We start from the raw sequence: 13,818 nt of genomic DNA on the forward strand, positions 1-13,818 counted from the left end.
CGACACCCGTAGTGCCGCCGCGGCGCTGTCTCACGAGAAGTCGGTTACCACGGTAACTCCAGGTGAATCCGCCCGGTCCATCGAGACCAGGGCAGAGATGGCCCCTGTGAAATTGGTTGTGGCGCCTATCAGACGGTGGACAGGCAGAAGTCCGCGGCCAATCATCCCAAACATGGGTTCATAGGCATGGGATTGCATACCAAGGCTGCCGTAGATTTCTAATTCCCGCACGATAACGTCTTCCATCGGGATCGGTGGAAGACTCTGCGACCCGACTGTGAGGCCTACTTGGATGTGACGCCCTCGTTTGCGAAGGCTCTTTATTGAATTGAAACAGGTAACCTTGTTCCCAAGCGCGTCCATGGATACGTGCGCGCCACCGCCGGTTGTCTCCGCTACCGCTGCGGCGACGTCCGCGAAGTCGTTGGCGTTGAGGCACACATTCGCTCCGAGCGATTTTGCCAGCGTCAGCTTTTCGGATGCCACGTCCACTGCAACAATCTGCGCGCCCAACGCGTGTCCGATCATGATCGCGGACAGCCCGACACCTCCGCACCCGTAGACTGCTAGCCACTGACCGGGTTTCAGTCGGCCCTGTTCGACGACAGCCCTAAAAGACGTCACAAAACGGCAGCCCAGGCTGGCCGCGGCCTGGAACTCAAGTGAGTCTGGCAGCTTGACGAGGTTCAGGTCTGCCTGCTCCACGGCGACATATTGAGCGAACGACCCCCAATGGGAAAAACCGGGTGAAAATGGCACGTCGCATATGTGTTGATTGCCAGTCCTGCATTGATGACAGTGCCCGCATCCCGACGAGAACGGCATCGTCACGCGGTCACCGATGGCCCACCGTGCGACGTCCTTGCCCGTTGCCACCACGGTGCCGGCGAACTCGTGTCCGGGCACATGCGGCAGGACGATGGATGGGTCGTGTCCGACCCAGGCGTGCCAGTCACTACGACAAACACCGGTCGCCCCAACCGCAATGACAGCGCCGCCTGGAGTAACCTCGGGATCGGGAACGGTGCTGATTGTGGGAGCTCCGGAAAAGGCTTCGTATACGATTGCTTTCACTAATCGCTCCTTGGTTGTCCGAACTTTGTGGGCAGAGCGCGGATGCCTCGCGCGCGGGTCAGTCCAGGCAGTTGCATCGTGTTGGGGCGCGTGCGTACCTGCTTTGACTTAGGGGCAAAGAACGTGTGACTGCGATACGGTTGCCTCCCAAGAGGTGAGATCAAAAATCAGATCCGAGATAAGCCCGACAACCTCTCAAACACGATTTTGATCAGCTTCACCAACCGCAATTCGCTCAAACATACCCCGGATCAAGACAGTTGTCGACCCATTCTCGCCATAAGATCTGACGTTAATAAAATTAATATGGGTGCAGCTCAACCCTCTTAAGGCGGGGGCAACGGTTTGCGATCGAATGAAGCTGAATGGGCACCGGCCAATAGAAGCTGGCCACCATTCGTTAGAAGCTGGCGGGGCTGTTGCGCTTCCCGATCGGGGTGGGACCACAGCCCGGTATAGCCGTGCGAAGGACAGCCCGACTAACCTGAGTCATTGGCTGCTTCGGCGCTGCCTTCATTTACGGGCAGCACCTCCGGCAAGAACATGCGCAGATAGGCAGTCTGCATGCGCATGCTTTCCTGGAAGGCGTCGTCATCTATATGCCCATGAAGCACGTAAGATCGTGACCACAACGTATCAACGATCTCGATACCAAAAGCAAACTTATGCACAAGGCCCGGTATCTCGGGGAGAATGAAAAGCTCCATCAAAATATTGACCATCGCCTGGGCGAGCCTGTCATTTTCGGCAATGTTGGCCCGGCGCGATTCCCTATGCAAAATCGGCCCCAAGCAGGCTTCGCTCATAGGCCGGTGATCGTTGAAGGAGGCGCGGGCATGTTTACCGACCTCGTAGAGCCAAGCCTGCCAACTAAGGTCCCGGCGGCGAGCCAAATTCCGGCCAGCTGCGATCGCGTCCTCCGACGACTTATGAAGGTAACGTTTGCTTAGCTCTATTCTGAGCGCCGCCATAGTAGGGAACAAGTAATTTATGGACGCCGGCGATATGTGGGCGTGGCGAGCGATATCGTAAAAGCTGATATCTTCTATGTTTGCTGTCTGGAGTAGATTTTCCGAAGCATCAAGGATCTTCTCGAATCGATCCATGCTTCGTTGTTGCGAAGGCTGCCTAGCAACATGCTCGATTATGTCGGATCGACCCTTGCGAAGCGAGGATCGCGGTCGAACACGGGTCTTGTCGTCTGCCATTCAGGTCACTCGATCAAGGAAAGCAGCCGCCGCTCACGGGCTCGGTATGCGGCAGAGCCCAAAGCGCCCGGTCTGGCGGCGTGTTGAAACGAGCTAGTCCCAAATCCAATAACAATCGAATCATCCCGCTATGGCGCAGCCGCTCGGTCTTAATAGCCTATCGACTAGAACGTTGGCTAGGCACGCGCCCAGAGCCGCTTGGAACCGATGCAATTCGACGTCCCCGCTGAGCTTCGAGATCATTCAACAATCTTCGCCAAGGGATATTCGTCTAGCCAAAGCGTCTTGGCTGGAAACGCGATTTCTATCCCATCGTCCAATGCTGGACTAAGATATGTTGGACCCTGATCCGACATGTGAACCGGCTGGACGCCTGGCTCGTGTCGGCAGCGCCGTTGGAGAGGCCTCGAGCGACCCCCTTGGATCTCGGAAGTCTGTCGCGTTCGAAGCAATAGTCTCATCGAGACTATGAGGACAATTCCAGTTTATCCCCGTCCAGACGCTCAAGGCAATATCAGATTAAAGATTGGAAAAATTACAACGCTTGGCGGATTTTCGCTTGTTGAGCCGACATTATCCATATAAAAAACGATATAAATCAACTTAGGTCACCTTTCTGATGGCGGCTCAGCCTCCCCGCAACGTTTCTTCGTATCCGCCACCGACTCTCGGGCCGATCGCGCAGGTGGCCTACCTCGTGGGCGATCTCGACGTGGCCGTGCGTTATTGGGTCGAACATTTCGGCGTAGGGCCGTTCTTTGTTCAAAAGCACCTGAAGTTCACGGAATTGGTTGTGAACGGGGCGCCCAGCGATGTGGATTTCAGCATCGCGCTGGCTTGGGGTGGCGGCGTTCAAATCGAGTTGATCGAACAGCACAACCAAGCGCCATCGGTATTTCGGGGCTTTCCCTACGGCGCAATCCACCACGTCGGAATCCGGACCATGCGGTTGGCCGAGGATGCGGCTCGTCTAAGAACGGCCGGCATGCGTGAGGTGCAACGCGGTGTCGCAACGAGCGGCACAGTCACCGCTTTCTTCGATGGAAATCCGGTTTGCGGGATTGTCGAGCTCATTCAGCCTGCAGATGGTGGGACGCTGTTGGAAAAGATGAAGAAGGCAGCCTCGGAGTGGGACGGGAAGAGCCTTTATGGAATTTGATGCGGCGGACTTGGGTGATCAAAAGGGAAGGTGGTGATGAACAATTTCGCCTCTTTGGAGGGTAGCTTAGCGGTTCCGGGCTTCGGCGAGATCTATTACCAGGATCATCGCCCTGCCATTGACCGTGGCCTTACCCCGGTGCTTTGCCTCGCTGGGTTCTGGCGCAACTCATCAGACTTCAACCGACTGGCGGCAAAAATTGCGCCTGAGCGACGGGTCGTGGCGCCGGATCTGCGTGGGCGAGGCAAATCATCCAGGTCGTTTAACGCCGCAGACTATCATTTCGACAAACTCGTCGCCGACGTCTGGAGGCTGCTCGACGAGCTCACGCTGCCGCGGGTCGTGGTGGTTGGAATGGCGCTCGGCGGTTTCATTGCCCTGCACATGGCAAGGACCAAACCCGATCGGATCGCCGGCATCGTGCTGAACGATGTCGGGACCGAGACTGCGTCGCCGGGCGCAAAACAGATCGCCGCCCACATGGATCACAACACATACACTTTCGATGACGCGCTTCGAAAGGTACGAGATCAGCATGGACCCTATCTTAGCGAGTTCAGCGAAGACGACTGGCGAGCATTCACACTTCAGGCCTATCGCGACATCGGCGGGGGTCGCTACGTCCGCGATTTCGACGAACTGACGCAGCGCGAGACGGAGCGGTTCAAGGCCGCCAAGCCCTCGTTCTGGGACGACTACGTGTCGCTTGGCCCCATTCCGGTGGCCATCCTGCGCGGAGAGTTTTCGGGATATTTGACGCTGGAGATGGCGAAGAAAATGGCTGCGGGGCACCCGCGAGCCATCCTGACCACGATAAGTGGCCGGAGCCACTGGCCGATGCTGGATGAGGAAGCCTCGTTGCGCGCGGTCGGCCATCTCCTTGCCGAGACCGATAGGCCGGTCGGGGGCTGAGGAAGCCTTGCAGTGGCTCGACACGGCCGGGGGTGGCGGACCGCCACCCTTGGGCCGGGGTCGACACGGCGCCATGTGGTGCAACAAGGGTCGCACAGCGACGCTTTGGTTTCGCGCCCCAGCTTCCCGCCCTGAAACTGTAGTAGGCGTGCTTCGGATGTCCCTGGCGGCGAAATGGCGAGACCGCGAGCAGGTGCAAGGGGCCTCGTGAGCCAATGGGGTGGTTGTACGCGCATGGCCCGGAATGACAGGTGGGCGGGAACGGTGTTCGTCCTTGCCGCCACGCTTGCCTGGAGCGCAAGCGGCGTCTACATGCGCCTGCTCTCCGTCGACGTGTCGACGACGATCGCTTTGAGGGCGCTTTTCGGCGCACTCTTCCTGGGGCTCGCCTGCTTGCTCCTGCCCAATAGGCGCGACCAATGGCGTGCGCTGGCCCATCCGGCGGGATTTGCCCTGGTGCTGTGCCAGGTGACCGGCCAGGCGTGTTTTGTGGGCGCGATGTACTATACGAGCATCGCGAATGTCATGTTCATCGGCGCCACGCTGCCGTTTGTAGCTGCGCTGCTCGCCCGCCTTCTCCTGAGAGAGCCCTTGAAGCGGTCGACGATGGTTTCGGGACTTGTCTGCCTATTCGGAGTCACGGTGATCGTGGTCTCGTCCGGATCCGTGGGGCTGCGGGTTGGGGACATTCTCGCTTTCGGCCTGACGCTATCCTACGCCGTCATCGGGCTGCTACCAAAGATCAAACCGGACCTCCCGATATTGCCGCCTGTTTTGGTCGGCTGCCTTGTGACCTTCGCGCTTTTTCTGCCAATGGCATCTGTCGGGGGCATATCTCGCTTCGACTGGGGAGTCCTTGCCCTGTTCGGCGCGACCAACAGCTGCCTGGCCCTTGTCCTGTACCTGTCCGGTGCCAAGCTATTGTCCGCGGATGAGGCCGCGCTGCTCAGCACCGCGGACGTCGTACTCGCACCAACTTGGGTCTGGCTCATGTTTTCGGAGCGACCGGCGCCAGCGACACTCGTTGGCGGCGCCATTATTGTCGTGGCGATCGTCCTGCACGCGGTTCTGCAGTGGCGCAGAAGCGATATCAGCACCAACCCTGCTGTATAGGATGCCGCGACAACGAACTGGACTGACGAAACGCCCTTCACGGCGATGCCTGATGTCGACCGAGCTGAAAGCTAATCTTGTCGTTCCCGGGGGAGCCGCCACCGCGCATGCGATCCACTGGTAGGTCTCGGCGGTGCTTGGACCCGTCGGGGTCCCCGCCAACATCAGGCGTGGCAGCACTGTCGATGAGGAGGCCTTGATCCCGGCGCTACGCGGCAGGGCCATCTTGGCTGCCGGACTGGGCATTTTCGAAGATGACCCCTACGTGCCGCAAGCGCTGATCGCCCAACGTGTTCCTGACATCCAAAATGGCGTCGCCACATGCCCCGCGCGGCGCGTCATGGCCAACCTGGTTGTCGACAATCTCGTGCCCTGGTTCACGCAGGGGCGCGCGCCGACGCCGGTCTGAGCGTTGCACTCCACTGGATTTGTTCGAGCAGCGCCGGAGCGCGGACTTAGCGCCTCTTGCCCAGTTCCCGCGCATGAAACGCTAAGCGGCTATGCCCTGCAGGTCCTTGTCTTCCTCGATCGCGGCAAGCGCCTCGAGCTTGAGTTCCCTGCGTTCGTGGCGCCGGCGCCTCAGCTCGACATAGATCACTCCGGCGACGGTAATAAGGATGAACAGCAGGCCCAGCGCGTTGATCTCGGGGGTGAACCCGGTGCGCACCATCGAGCCGATGTAGACGGTGAGCGTCTGCGCGCTGCCGCGGGTGAAGAGGGTTATGTTGTAGTTCTCAACAGACTGGAAAAAAGCCAGCACCGCGCCGAGGACGATAGCGGGGTAAAGGTGAGGCAGAACGATCCGGCGCATCACCTGGCCATGGCTCGCGCCGAGATCGAGCGCCGCCTCCTCCAGGCCTTTATCGAAGCTCTGAAGCCTGGCAAGCACCAGAAGCATCACGTAGGTTGCGATGTAGGACACCTGTCCCAATGCTGACAGGTGGAGGCCTGCGGAGATGTTGAATTCTTTCCAGAACAGCAAAGTCGAGATGCCGACAACCACGCCGGGCGTAAGGATCGGCGCGATCAGGATCCCAAATAGGACCGGCCGTGCCTTACTCTGCCAGCTGTTGAGCAGTAGTGCCGCAGCGGTTCCTGTGGGCACCGATATGGCGACCACCACAAGTGCCAGGAAGAATGTATTAATGCCCGCATCCAGCATGGGCTGATCGTTCCAGAGGTCAACAAACCAGCGCGCCGTGAAACCATGCCACGGATAGACAGATGGAAAGCGTGAATCGTTGAATCCGGCACCGCCCATGATTATCAGGGGCAGAACCATATAGGCGATGCACAACCCCAGGAAGCCATTTGAAAGCGTTTTGGTGAAGGTCGGCTTTCTCATGGGCTCACCGTGCGATATCAGCCAAGTTTACCTTGAAGATCCGGATCACCAACGACACGAATATTGTGCATACCAGCAGCAGGACGAAGGCGTAGGCTGATCCGGTGTTCCAATCCAACCCCTCAAAAAACCATTGCATGATAACTTCGGTGAACCAGCGCGAACTTGGCGAAGCAAGCAGTTTGGGCACAAAGAGCGCTCCGGCGCACATCATGAAGACCATGACGCAGCCAGACGCGATGCCGGGTTTTGCATGGGGGATGATCACTCTGCGGTGAATTTGCCACCAGCGCGCGCCCATGTCCTCAGCAGCCTCGATCTGATTGGTGTCCAGGGTAGAAAGGGATCCGTAGACAGGGAACAGCATGAATAGGAAATAGGTATAGACCAGGCCGATGATGACGCCGTTGTAACCACTGATCCAGCGTATCGGGCCGGCACCGAACAGTCCCAGCAGCGCATTCAACGGGCCTTGATATGCCAAAATAATGTACCACGCGAAGCTGCGGAGCAGTTCGCTTATCCACAACGGGATGAGTAGGATGAGGAAAAGCGTCGCGACACTGCGTCGGTTGACCACCTTGGCAAGGATGTAGGCCAAGGGATACCCGAGCGCCAATGTGATCATGGTGACCAGGCAACTGAGGGCGACCGTCTGGAAGAAGACGTAGAGGTGGATCGGAATGGACAGGAACAGGAAGTCCTTAGTGGCGTTCGGATTCAGAAGGGTCAGGTAGTTCTGCAAAGTGTAGTGGTCGTTCGGACCGCCGACCTGGTCGGCCGGCAGGAACGGCCGGAATGACGCATCGACGAGGAAAAGATAGGGGAGGACAATCAACGCCAGCACCCAGAAAGCCGTCAGCGTAACCATCAGGACAGTCGCGCCAAGGCCATATCTGCGCACCACCTCCTTCATTGAGCGAACTCTAAGGCAAAGGACTGCCTCCCCCGCGTGTTCTCGCCCTGTTCGCTGTCTCGCACAGCCAATTCGTCCTGCAATACCGTAGCCTTGTCGGGGTCGAACTCGAGCCGCGCTTCTGCGTCTAGAGGCGGAACCCATACGGACGCGTCGTTTGGCACCTGCACCGTATATCGTCGACCGCGATTGTCACTGGCGTTCACACTGATGAAGTTTCCCTCGAAAGCGACGCTTGTAATCTTCACCGCGGCTGAGTTCGCGCCCCGTCGCGGGGTCGCGCCCAGTGGGCTGAGCGTCACACGCTCTGGTCGGACATAGAGCTTCGCCTCGGAATACGCCTTGACGCCAGGTCCCACCCTGGCTCGCAGAACCTCTCCGCCATAGGCCAGAAACGTACCGACGCCAGCTTGAACATCTTCAAGCTTCCCCTTGAATACATTGTTTTCGCCTACGAAGGATGCCACGAAGCCGTTGGCGGGGTTCTCGTAGATATTTTTTGGGGTGTCGACCTGCTGGAGTTTTCCTTGCGACATGACACCGATGCGATCTGACATCGCGAGCGCTTCGCCCTGATCGTGCGTAATATAAATGAAGGTAATGTTGGTGCGCTTCTGGATGGCTCGCAGCTCCGTGCGCATGTGTTGCCGCAGCTTCAAATCCAGGGCAGAGAGCGGCTCGTCGAGCAGCATCACTTTTGGCTCGACCGCAAGTGCCCTGGCGATCGCCACGCGCTGTTTCTGGCCGCCCGACAACTGGGCAATCGCCTTGTCGGCTGCACCCGGCAGGTCAACCAACCTCAAAAGCTCCTCGGCCTTTGCGCGCCGCGCGGCCTTGGGGGCACCGCGCACTTCCAGACCGAACGCAATGTTTTCCCACACCGACATCAGCGGAAAGAGGGCGAGGTTCTGAAAAATTAGTGCTGTTGGTCTGCGATTCGGGCCAATCCCTGCCATGTCTTGTCCGCCGATGCTGACGACACCAGCGCTTGGTGCGATGAAACCGGACACGGTGCGCAAAATCGTTGTCTTGCCACAGCCGGACGGACCAAGAAACGAAAAGAATTCTCCGGATTTGATGGACACAGAGACGTTGTTCACGGCGCGGAAACTACCGAAATTCACCGAAACGTCTGAGAGTTCAACACCTTCGCTCATAGACCGCTTTCTAAAGATTGCAAAACGGGATGCCATAATTGCACGCTGCCGCCAACGGCACGCGTGCGGCGGAGGCATCAACTCTTAGCCTCGCCGCGTCTGGGTCTAAAGGTCAAATCATAAGGCTGCAGGCTCCGTCCCGAAAGGGCTGGCCGCGCCTGCAGCCAATGCGCAACCTTGCTCAGGCCGCGCGCCACTTGTCGCCGTATTCCGTGCTCAGCTTTACGAACCATGGTTCGCGTGGCGGCCACAGCCAGAGCTTCTTCAAGGCATCCTCTGGGTATGCAGCCTTGTAGAAATCGAGCACTTTCGGCGACATGAGCTCGATGCCGCCCTTGCCGATTGGGTTGCAGCTATACATGGTGGCCCACCCGGCGGACCCCTCAGCCGACGAAACCCAGTTGATGAATTCGTTCGCCTGCTCCACGTTCTGGGCGCTCTTCATCAGGACGAAACCCTGGCTCCAACTGAACGCCCCTTCCTTAGGTGCCAGGAAACCAAACCCGTCCGGCGCGAGGTTGGCGCCGGTTGAGTCCCAGCACAGGCCGAGCGTGCAGCCATTCGTACGGAACGCGCCCTCGGCCTCGGAGTCCGAGGCCCAAAACTGGGCTACATTAGCTTTGCGTTCGATCGCCGCAGCCAGGACGATGTCCCAGATCTGTCGCATCGTAGCTTCATCTTTGTAGCTGTCGAGGAACGGCCGTGGCAACTTGCCTTGCGCCTCAAGAAGGCGCCCCATGGCCGGCAGAGCCGACTGCGGGCGCAACGTCACCTTGCCTTCGAACTTCTTGTCGAAGAGGTCGGCGAGACTGGCCGTACCGTAGGCCATTGGCGCGTCCTTCTTGCTGAACACCAGCGCTTCTGTGCCCCAGCTCGAGGGCAAGTAATAACGCTTGCCCTCGACCTCACCCTGGTCTCCCGGCGAAGCGCCCGGCGCCCCGTCGACAAAATTGGACATCTTGATCTTGTTCAAATCATAGGGCTGGAGCATGCCCTCGCTAACCCACACGCGCACATAGTGCATCGCAGGCTCAGCGATATCGATGCCGGTTTTGTCGAGCTTTGCCTGCGAAAGCATCGTCTCTGAATCAGGCTGTGCAGAAGTGATCTTGACCGTGATCCCGGTCGCCTTTTTGAACTTTTCGAGCAACGGCGCGTAGTCGTACCCTGCCCATGCCATGTAGTTTAGACTGCCCGATGACGACAGGGCATCCTTGACAATGGCCGGTGCAGCGAGCGCTGCCAAGCCAGCTGTAGTCGCCCCCTTCAGCAGGGTTCTGCGGCTGATTCTGCTTATCATCTTAGTTCTCCCCATTTGCCTTCAGTGGATCTTGTTTTTGATTTTTCCGCTTCCCCGGCGACGGCAAAAAGCCGGGCCGAAGATGGCTGTCACAGAGGCTTAGCCCAGTTCGAATTGGTTGTAAATCGGATTTTAATCGAAAACTGGTTCGCGACGTGACCGAGATCGTGATAAGGGATATGGCCCGCCATTAGGTCGCGTTTCGAACCTATTTGTCCTGCATTTCGACCTTCCGAAACGCCGAGGCAATCGGTGTGAAACGCCTTAGAATACAAGACGCCAGAGCAAAGATTGGAATTTCCGGTATGTCTAGAACTTGGTCGCGCGGTAGTTTGCGATCTTGTGAGAAGTCGATGTCAAATCGTCAGCAGCTCGGCGCAATTCCTACTCGCGCCGAACATTTCGATGGGCTAGATTCTCGATTAAGATTGTAAAACACGTGTGTGATGTGGTCTCGCCGGCCAGAACGACGCTGATACGTTCTGGATATCCAGGCAGCGATTTTGTTTAGCGGATCCTATCAAGAGAAAACCCGATTGCAGAGAGTGATATCGGTCTCGCGAGGTCCAAATCTCAGACAGCCGATGGAACGGAGATTTTGATGAGACATTCAAATGAGGATCGGGTTTTCGACACGGCGAAGAGCGCTGTCGTTAGACCTAAATCGTCCCAGCGCAAAAGCAGGTCCGACGATGTCGAGCATATCGCGCGTCGACCTATACAGAATAGGAGCCAGGCGAGGTTTTCGAAGATCCTCACGACGGCTGAAAAGCTGCTCGAGACTGCCAACATCGAGGACATCAGTTCCTACGATATCGCGCGAGCGGCAAACATACCGCCGGCTTCCATAAGCTACCTGTTCCCCACCATGGCGGCGCTGCGTATCGAATTGACAAGGAAGTGCGCACACATTGCCACAGAGATTACGGTTCGGGCGCATCGCGCTCAGGCACAATCGAAGAATCCGAGCTGGCAAGTCTGGATGTACAAGATGGGCGAATATGCCCGCGATCAATACAACTCGAACCGACCGGCCTGCGAGGTGCTTCTCGGTCCGCAACTCCATCGCCAAGCGACATGTGCGACATTCCAAGAGACGCGCGCAGCAGCACGTGAGTTGGTTTCAGCGTTGAGGTCTTTTTTTGTCATACCCGACATACCCGATATGGAGGAGACTTTTTCACGGGCGATGGACCTCGTCGAGGGGGTGTGGGCGCGCGCATATCTGCTCTACGGCAGGATTGACGACGAATCCTTCGAACACTCCATGCGAATGCAGATCTCCTATCTACGGACGATTCTCCCTGATGTGCTCGCGGTCAAGCGTGGGAAAAGGGGGGCATGATTCAAAACGGGAACTCGAACCATTCCTAAAAGCGGTCACCTGCGATTGGCTGCCTTCCCACGCATTTGGCAGCGAGAGTGAGCTGGACAATTTTACGCCCCACCGTTGACGCGATATGAATAACCCGATTAATATCAGGTTAGTGCCATCGGCATCATAGAGCACAGAGAGATTTTACCCGCGCAAATTGACTCTGCGTAGATTGTGATGGCGCTGGCGCCGGCCTGGGTTTTGTGCTGCACACCGCAACTCAGGCAGGCGGGGGCGATAAGGCCGACTTGGGAAAGGCGCATGGGCCTTACGTGTGGGCGCCGTCACAGGCAGGGCGCCCGCAGTCCGGTCCTGGTCGGTGGCGTTAGTAGGGACGGATTGTTATGGGCGTAACTGTCGAGACCTATTTTTTCAACGGGAACGGACGGGTGCCGAATTCGCGTCTGCCCTTACTCGTTTATAGAAATGTTATCGTCTGGTCAGCGGTTCAAATGGAAGATCGTCAACGATCGAATTACTGGAACCCGACGTGGCACAGTCCGATCGGCTTCTATCCGCAGCATCATTTCCACAGCCAGGCACACGAACTCATCGCAATCATCCGGGGCGAGGCGTGTGGGCTGTTTGGGGGCCATGACGGCAGAGAGGTCTTGCTCCGCAAGGGAGATGTCGTTGCTATTCCCTCTGGCGTCGGACATTTCGGCGTTTCGATCACCGACGATCTGCTCGTGACCGGATCGTTTCCTGCCGGATTCGGAGTGCTCGATTTCCGTCTGGGTCATCCAGACGAGTATTATGAACTTGCGGAGACGTCGCGTCTGGTGCCGATCCCGGCCTTTGATCCCTTCTTCGGTCCCGGCGGTCCCCTTCCGGCACTATGGAATGACGCAGACAGAGGCAAGCCCGTACCGGCCAAGCATACGGTCTAAGGCCCAAGGCGTTGCTGCCTGAACAGAGGAAGGAGACGACAATGCACAAGAGTCCGCCGGAGATCGGAGAGTACAATTCCCTAAAGGAGCAGTCCGGCTACGCCCGTCCGGTCGAAGATTTCGGAAAATCGGAGCTCAGCGAGGATCATCTGGGCAATCTTGAACGCATGCTTGGCATGCTCATCCAACGCCGGCGCTATCTCGCGCAGGAGGCGATCGCCTACCAGATGACATTCATGGGCAGGTCGTATGACATCGCCAAGATCCAGCCGATCATCGAGGCTATGCAAGCGGCGATCGCGCATGAGAAGGATCTGGGCGCGAGAAACAGTTAAGGCAAGTCACGATATCCGAGCGGCACACATGAAGCACGCCGGACCGTTACGCTGCGCACACTCCTCATCGGCCGACCTTAGGCCGCTTGCCCTTGTTGGTCGAGACGGAGTCGATAGGCGTGCCCGAGAGGATTTCCTCGACACCAATTCTCATCTTAACAAGCGCCGGTCCGATTATCTCGGCAATCGTTTGCTCGTCGATAACCTCGGCGGTCCCGCCGCAAGAGAACGCAAGAGGCGGAGACCCATCGATGGGGGTAAACGGAACACCGACGGCTTTGATGTAGCTGTGCCAAGTGCCCAAGGCTGTGACGTAGCCCACACGGGCATACTGGTCCAGGGCTTGTTCGAGTAACTTCGAAAAGGTTGCTCTTTCGCTCCTCGCGCGAGGCAGGAACCGGTGTTTCAGCAGCTTTCGTTGCTCTTCAGGGAGGCCGACCAAATAGGCCAGGCCCATACCGCTGTTCCACAGAGGGACCCTTGACCCGACATTGAGTCTCAGCGTCAGCAAGCTTTCAGATCTGCAGTTGGAGATATAGACCATTTCGTCATAGTCGCGGGTTCCAAGCGCGACCGCTGCGCCGGTTTTGTCAGCCAGTGCCTGCATGAGCGGGCGCGAAACGTGGACGATGGCGTTTGAACTCAAAGCGGTGTAGCCAAGCGAGATTGTCGCCGCACCGAGGCTGTAGCGTCCAAGGGTTTCATCGTACACGAGATAGCCTAGGCCCGCGAGTGTGTAGGTTAGTCGCGACACAGTCGCTTTCGGCAGCCCCGTGCGGGCCATAAGTTCTAAGTTTCCAAGCGACGCGTCGCCCGGGCGGAAGCTTCGCAATACTTGCAGCCCACGCACCAGTGACGTTGAGAAGCCCTCGCTCTCGCCAGCGTCGTCAATAGGGTTACTCAGTCGCTTTCGCAAATTGGTTTCCTCGATCCTACGTCGGCATGCTGTACCCTAGTAACAGCACCTACGTGAAGGCTTTCCTTTCCAAGTGCGGTTAGGTTCACCAAACACTTCCCGATGCTCTTCCCTCTCT

The 13,818-nt window shown here is 57.9% G+C and carries 14 protein-coding genes; 7 read left to right on the forward strand and 7 right to left on the reverse strand.

Features of this window, described 5'->3' with window-relative positions; all coding sequences use genetic code 11:
* Positions 1-30 precede the first annotated feature (30 nt).
* Positions 31-1,074, reverse strand: coding sequence for a zinc-dependent alcohol dehydrogenase family protein (locus tag FJ988_RS19690; protein WP_140820001.1), 1,044 nt, complete (start codon positions 1,072-1,074; stop codon positions 31-33).
* A 479-nt stretch (positions 1,075-1,553) separates the two neighbouring features.
* On the reverse strand, positions 1,554-2,282 hold the full coding sequence (locus FJ988_RS19695; protein WP_140820002.1) for a TetR/AcrR family transcriptional regulator: 729 nt from the start codon (positions 2,280-2,282) through the stop codon (positions 1,554-1,556).
* Positions 2,283-2,901: 619 nt separating this feature from the next.
* Between FJ988_RS19695 and FJ988_RS19700 the strand changes: the two genes are divergently transcribed.
* From FJ988_RS19700 to FJ988_RS19715, 4 genes are all read left to right on the forward strand, one after another.
* On the forward strand, positions 2,902-3,441 hold the full coding sequence (locus FJ988_RS19700; protein ID WP_140820003.1) for a VOC family protein: 540 nt from the start codon (positions 2,902-2,904) through the stop codon (positions 3,439-3,441).
* Between the two features lie 36 nt (positions 3,442-3,477).
* On the forward strand, positions 3,478-4,353 hold the full coding sequence (locus FJ988_RS19705; RefSeq protein ID WP_140820004.1) for an alpha/beta fold hydrolase: 876 nt from the start codon (positions 3,478-3,480) through the stop codon (positions 4,351-4,353).
* A gap of 264 nt (positions 4,354-4,617) precedes the next feature.
* Entirely contained in the window at positions 4,618-5,466 is an 849-nt protein-coding gene (locus FJ988_RS19710; protein ID WP_246688606.1) for a DMT family transporter, read from the forward strand.
* Between the two features lie 226 nt (positions 5,467-5,692).
* Positions 5,693-5,875 carry a hypothetical protein gene (locus tag FJ988_RS19715; RefSeq protein ID WP_140820006.1) on the forward strand — a complete coding sequence of 61 codons (183 nt, stop codon included), beginning with the start codon at positions 5,693-5,695 and terminating at the stop codon, positions 5,873-5,875.
* An 81-nt stretch (positions 5,876-5,956) separates the two neighbouring features.
* Here the strand turns inward: FJ988_RS19715 and FJ988_RS19720 are convergent, their stop codons facing one another.
* The 4 genes from FJ988_RS19720 to FJ988_RS19735 all read right to left on the reverse strand — a co-directional run bounded on the left by FJ988_RS19720 (position 5,957) and on the right by FJ988_RS19735 (position 10,184).
* On the reverse strand, positions 5,957-6,811 hold the full coding sequence (locus FJ988_RS19720; protein WP_140820007.1) for an ABC transporter permease: 855 nt from the start codon (positions 6,809-6,811) through the stop codon (positions 5,957-5,959).
* Between the two features lie 4 nt (positions 6,812-6,815).
* A complete protein-coding gene (locus FJ988_RS19725) occupies positions 6,816-7,727 on the reverse strand; it encodes an ABC transporter permease (protein WP_140820008.1) in 912 nt (303 codons plus the stop codon).
* Positions 7,724-8,884, reverse strand: a complete 1,161-nt coding sequence (locus tag FJ988_RS19730) for an ABC transporter ATP-binding protein (protein ID WP_140820009.1) — start codon at positions 8,882-8,884, stop codon at positions 7,724-7,726. The genes FJ988_RS19725 and FJ988_RS19730 overlap by 4 nt, the downstream gene beginning before the upstream one ends.
* A 181-nt stretch (positions 8,885-9,065) precedes the next feature.
* Positions 9,066-10,184: an extracellular solute-binding protein gene (locus FJ988_RS19735; RefSeq protein WP_181183605.1), complete on the reverse strand. Its 1,119-nt coding sequence runs from the start codon at positions 10,182-10,184 to the stop codon at positions 9,066-9,068.
* 601 nt (positions 10,185-10,785) lie between these two features.
* Here FJ988_RS19735 and FJ988_RS19740 point away from each other — a divergent pair.
* The 3 genes from FJ988_RS19740 (at position 10,786) to FJ988_RS19750 (ending at position 12,784) form a co-directional block, all read left to right on the forward strand.
* Positions 10,786-11,529 carry a TetR/AcrR family transcriptional regulator gene (locus FJ988_RS19740; protein WP_140820011.1) on the forward strand — a complete coding sequence of 248 codons (744 nt, stop codon included), beginning with the start codon at positions 10,786-10,788 and terminating at the stop codon, positions 11,527-11,529.
* 374 nt (positions 11,530-11,903) lie between these two features.
* Positions 11,904-12,449 (forward strand): cupin domain-containing protein, encoded by a 546-nt coding sequence (locus FJ988_RS19745; RefSeq protein WP_140820012.1) that lies wholly within the window; start codon positions 11,904-11,906, stop codon positions 12,447-12,449.
* Between the two features lie 41 nt (positions 12,450-12,490).
* The gene (locus tag FJ988_RS19750) at positions 12,491-12,784 is read left to right on the forward strand and encodes a hypothetical protein (RefSeq protein WP_140820013.1); all 294 of its coding nucleotides are present in this window, start codon (positions 12,491-12,493) and stop codon (positions 12,782-12,784) included.
* Positions 12,785-12,848: 64 nt separating this feature from the next.
* Here FJ988_RS19750 and FJ988_RS19755 read toward each other — a convergent pair whose 3' ends face one another.
* A complete protein-coding gene (locus tag FJ988_RS19755; RefSeq protein ID WP_246688607.1) occupies positions 12,849-13,700 on the reverse strand; it encodes an IclR family transcriptional regulator in 852 nt (283 codons plus the stop codon).
* Positions 13,701-13,818: the final 118 nt, after the last annotated feature.

The organism is Mesorhizobium sp. CU3 (assembly GCF_006442965.1).
Taxonomy (GTDB): Bacteria; Pseudomonadota; Alphaproteobacteria; order Rhizobiales; family Rhizobiaceae; genus Mesorhizobium.

Bases quoted from the DNA above. Each gene is read 5' to 3' on its own strand.
- FJ988_RS19725 (WP_140820008.1), bottom strand. From the start codon at position 7,727: ATGAAGGAGGTGGTGCGCAGATATGGCCTTGGCGCGACTGTCCTGATG.
- FJ988_RS19745 (WP_140820012.1), top strand. From the start codon at position 11,904: ATGGGCGTAACTGTCGAGACCTATTTTTTCAACGGGAACGGACGGGTG.
- FJ988_RS19750 (WP_140820013.1), top strand. From the start codon at position 12,491: ATGCACAAGAGTCCGCCGGAGATCGGAGAGTACAATTCCCTAAAGGAG.
- FJ988_RS19730 (WP_140820009.1), bottom strand. From the start codon at position 8,884: ATGAGCGAAGGTGTTGAACTCTCAGACGTTTCGGTGAATTTCGGTAGT.
- FJ988_RS19720 (WP_140820007.1), bottom strand. From the start codon at position 6,811: ATGAGAAAGCCGACCTTCACCAAAACGCTTTCAAATGGCTTCCTGGGG.
- FJ988_RS19735 (WP_181183605.1), bottom strand. From the start codon at position 10,184: ATGATAAGCAGAATCAGCCGCAGAACCCTGCTGAAGGGGGCGACTACA.
- FJ988_RS19700 (WP_140820003.1), top strand. From the start codon at position 2,902: ATGGCGGCTCAGCCTCCCCGCAACGTTTCTTCGTATCCGCCACCGACT.
- FJ988_RS19740 (WP_140820011.1), top strand. From the start codon at position 10,786: ATGAGACATTCAAATGAGGATCGGGTTTTCGACACGGCGAAGAGCGCT.
- FJ988_RS19695 (WP_140820002.1), bottom strand. From the start codon at position 2,282: ATGGCAGACGACAAGACCCGTGTTCGACCGCGATCCTCGCTTCGCAAG.
- FJ988_RS19705 (WP_140820004.1), top strand. From the start codon at position 3,478: ATGAACAATTTCGCCTCTTTGGAGGGTAGCTTAGCGGTTCCGGGCTTC.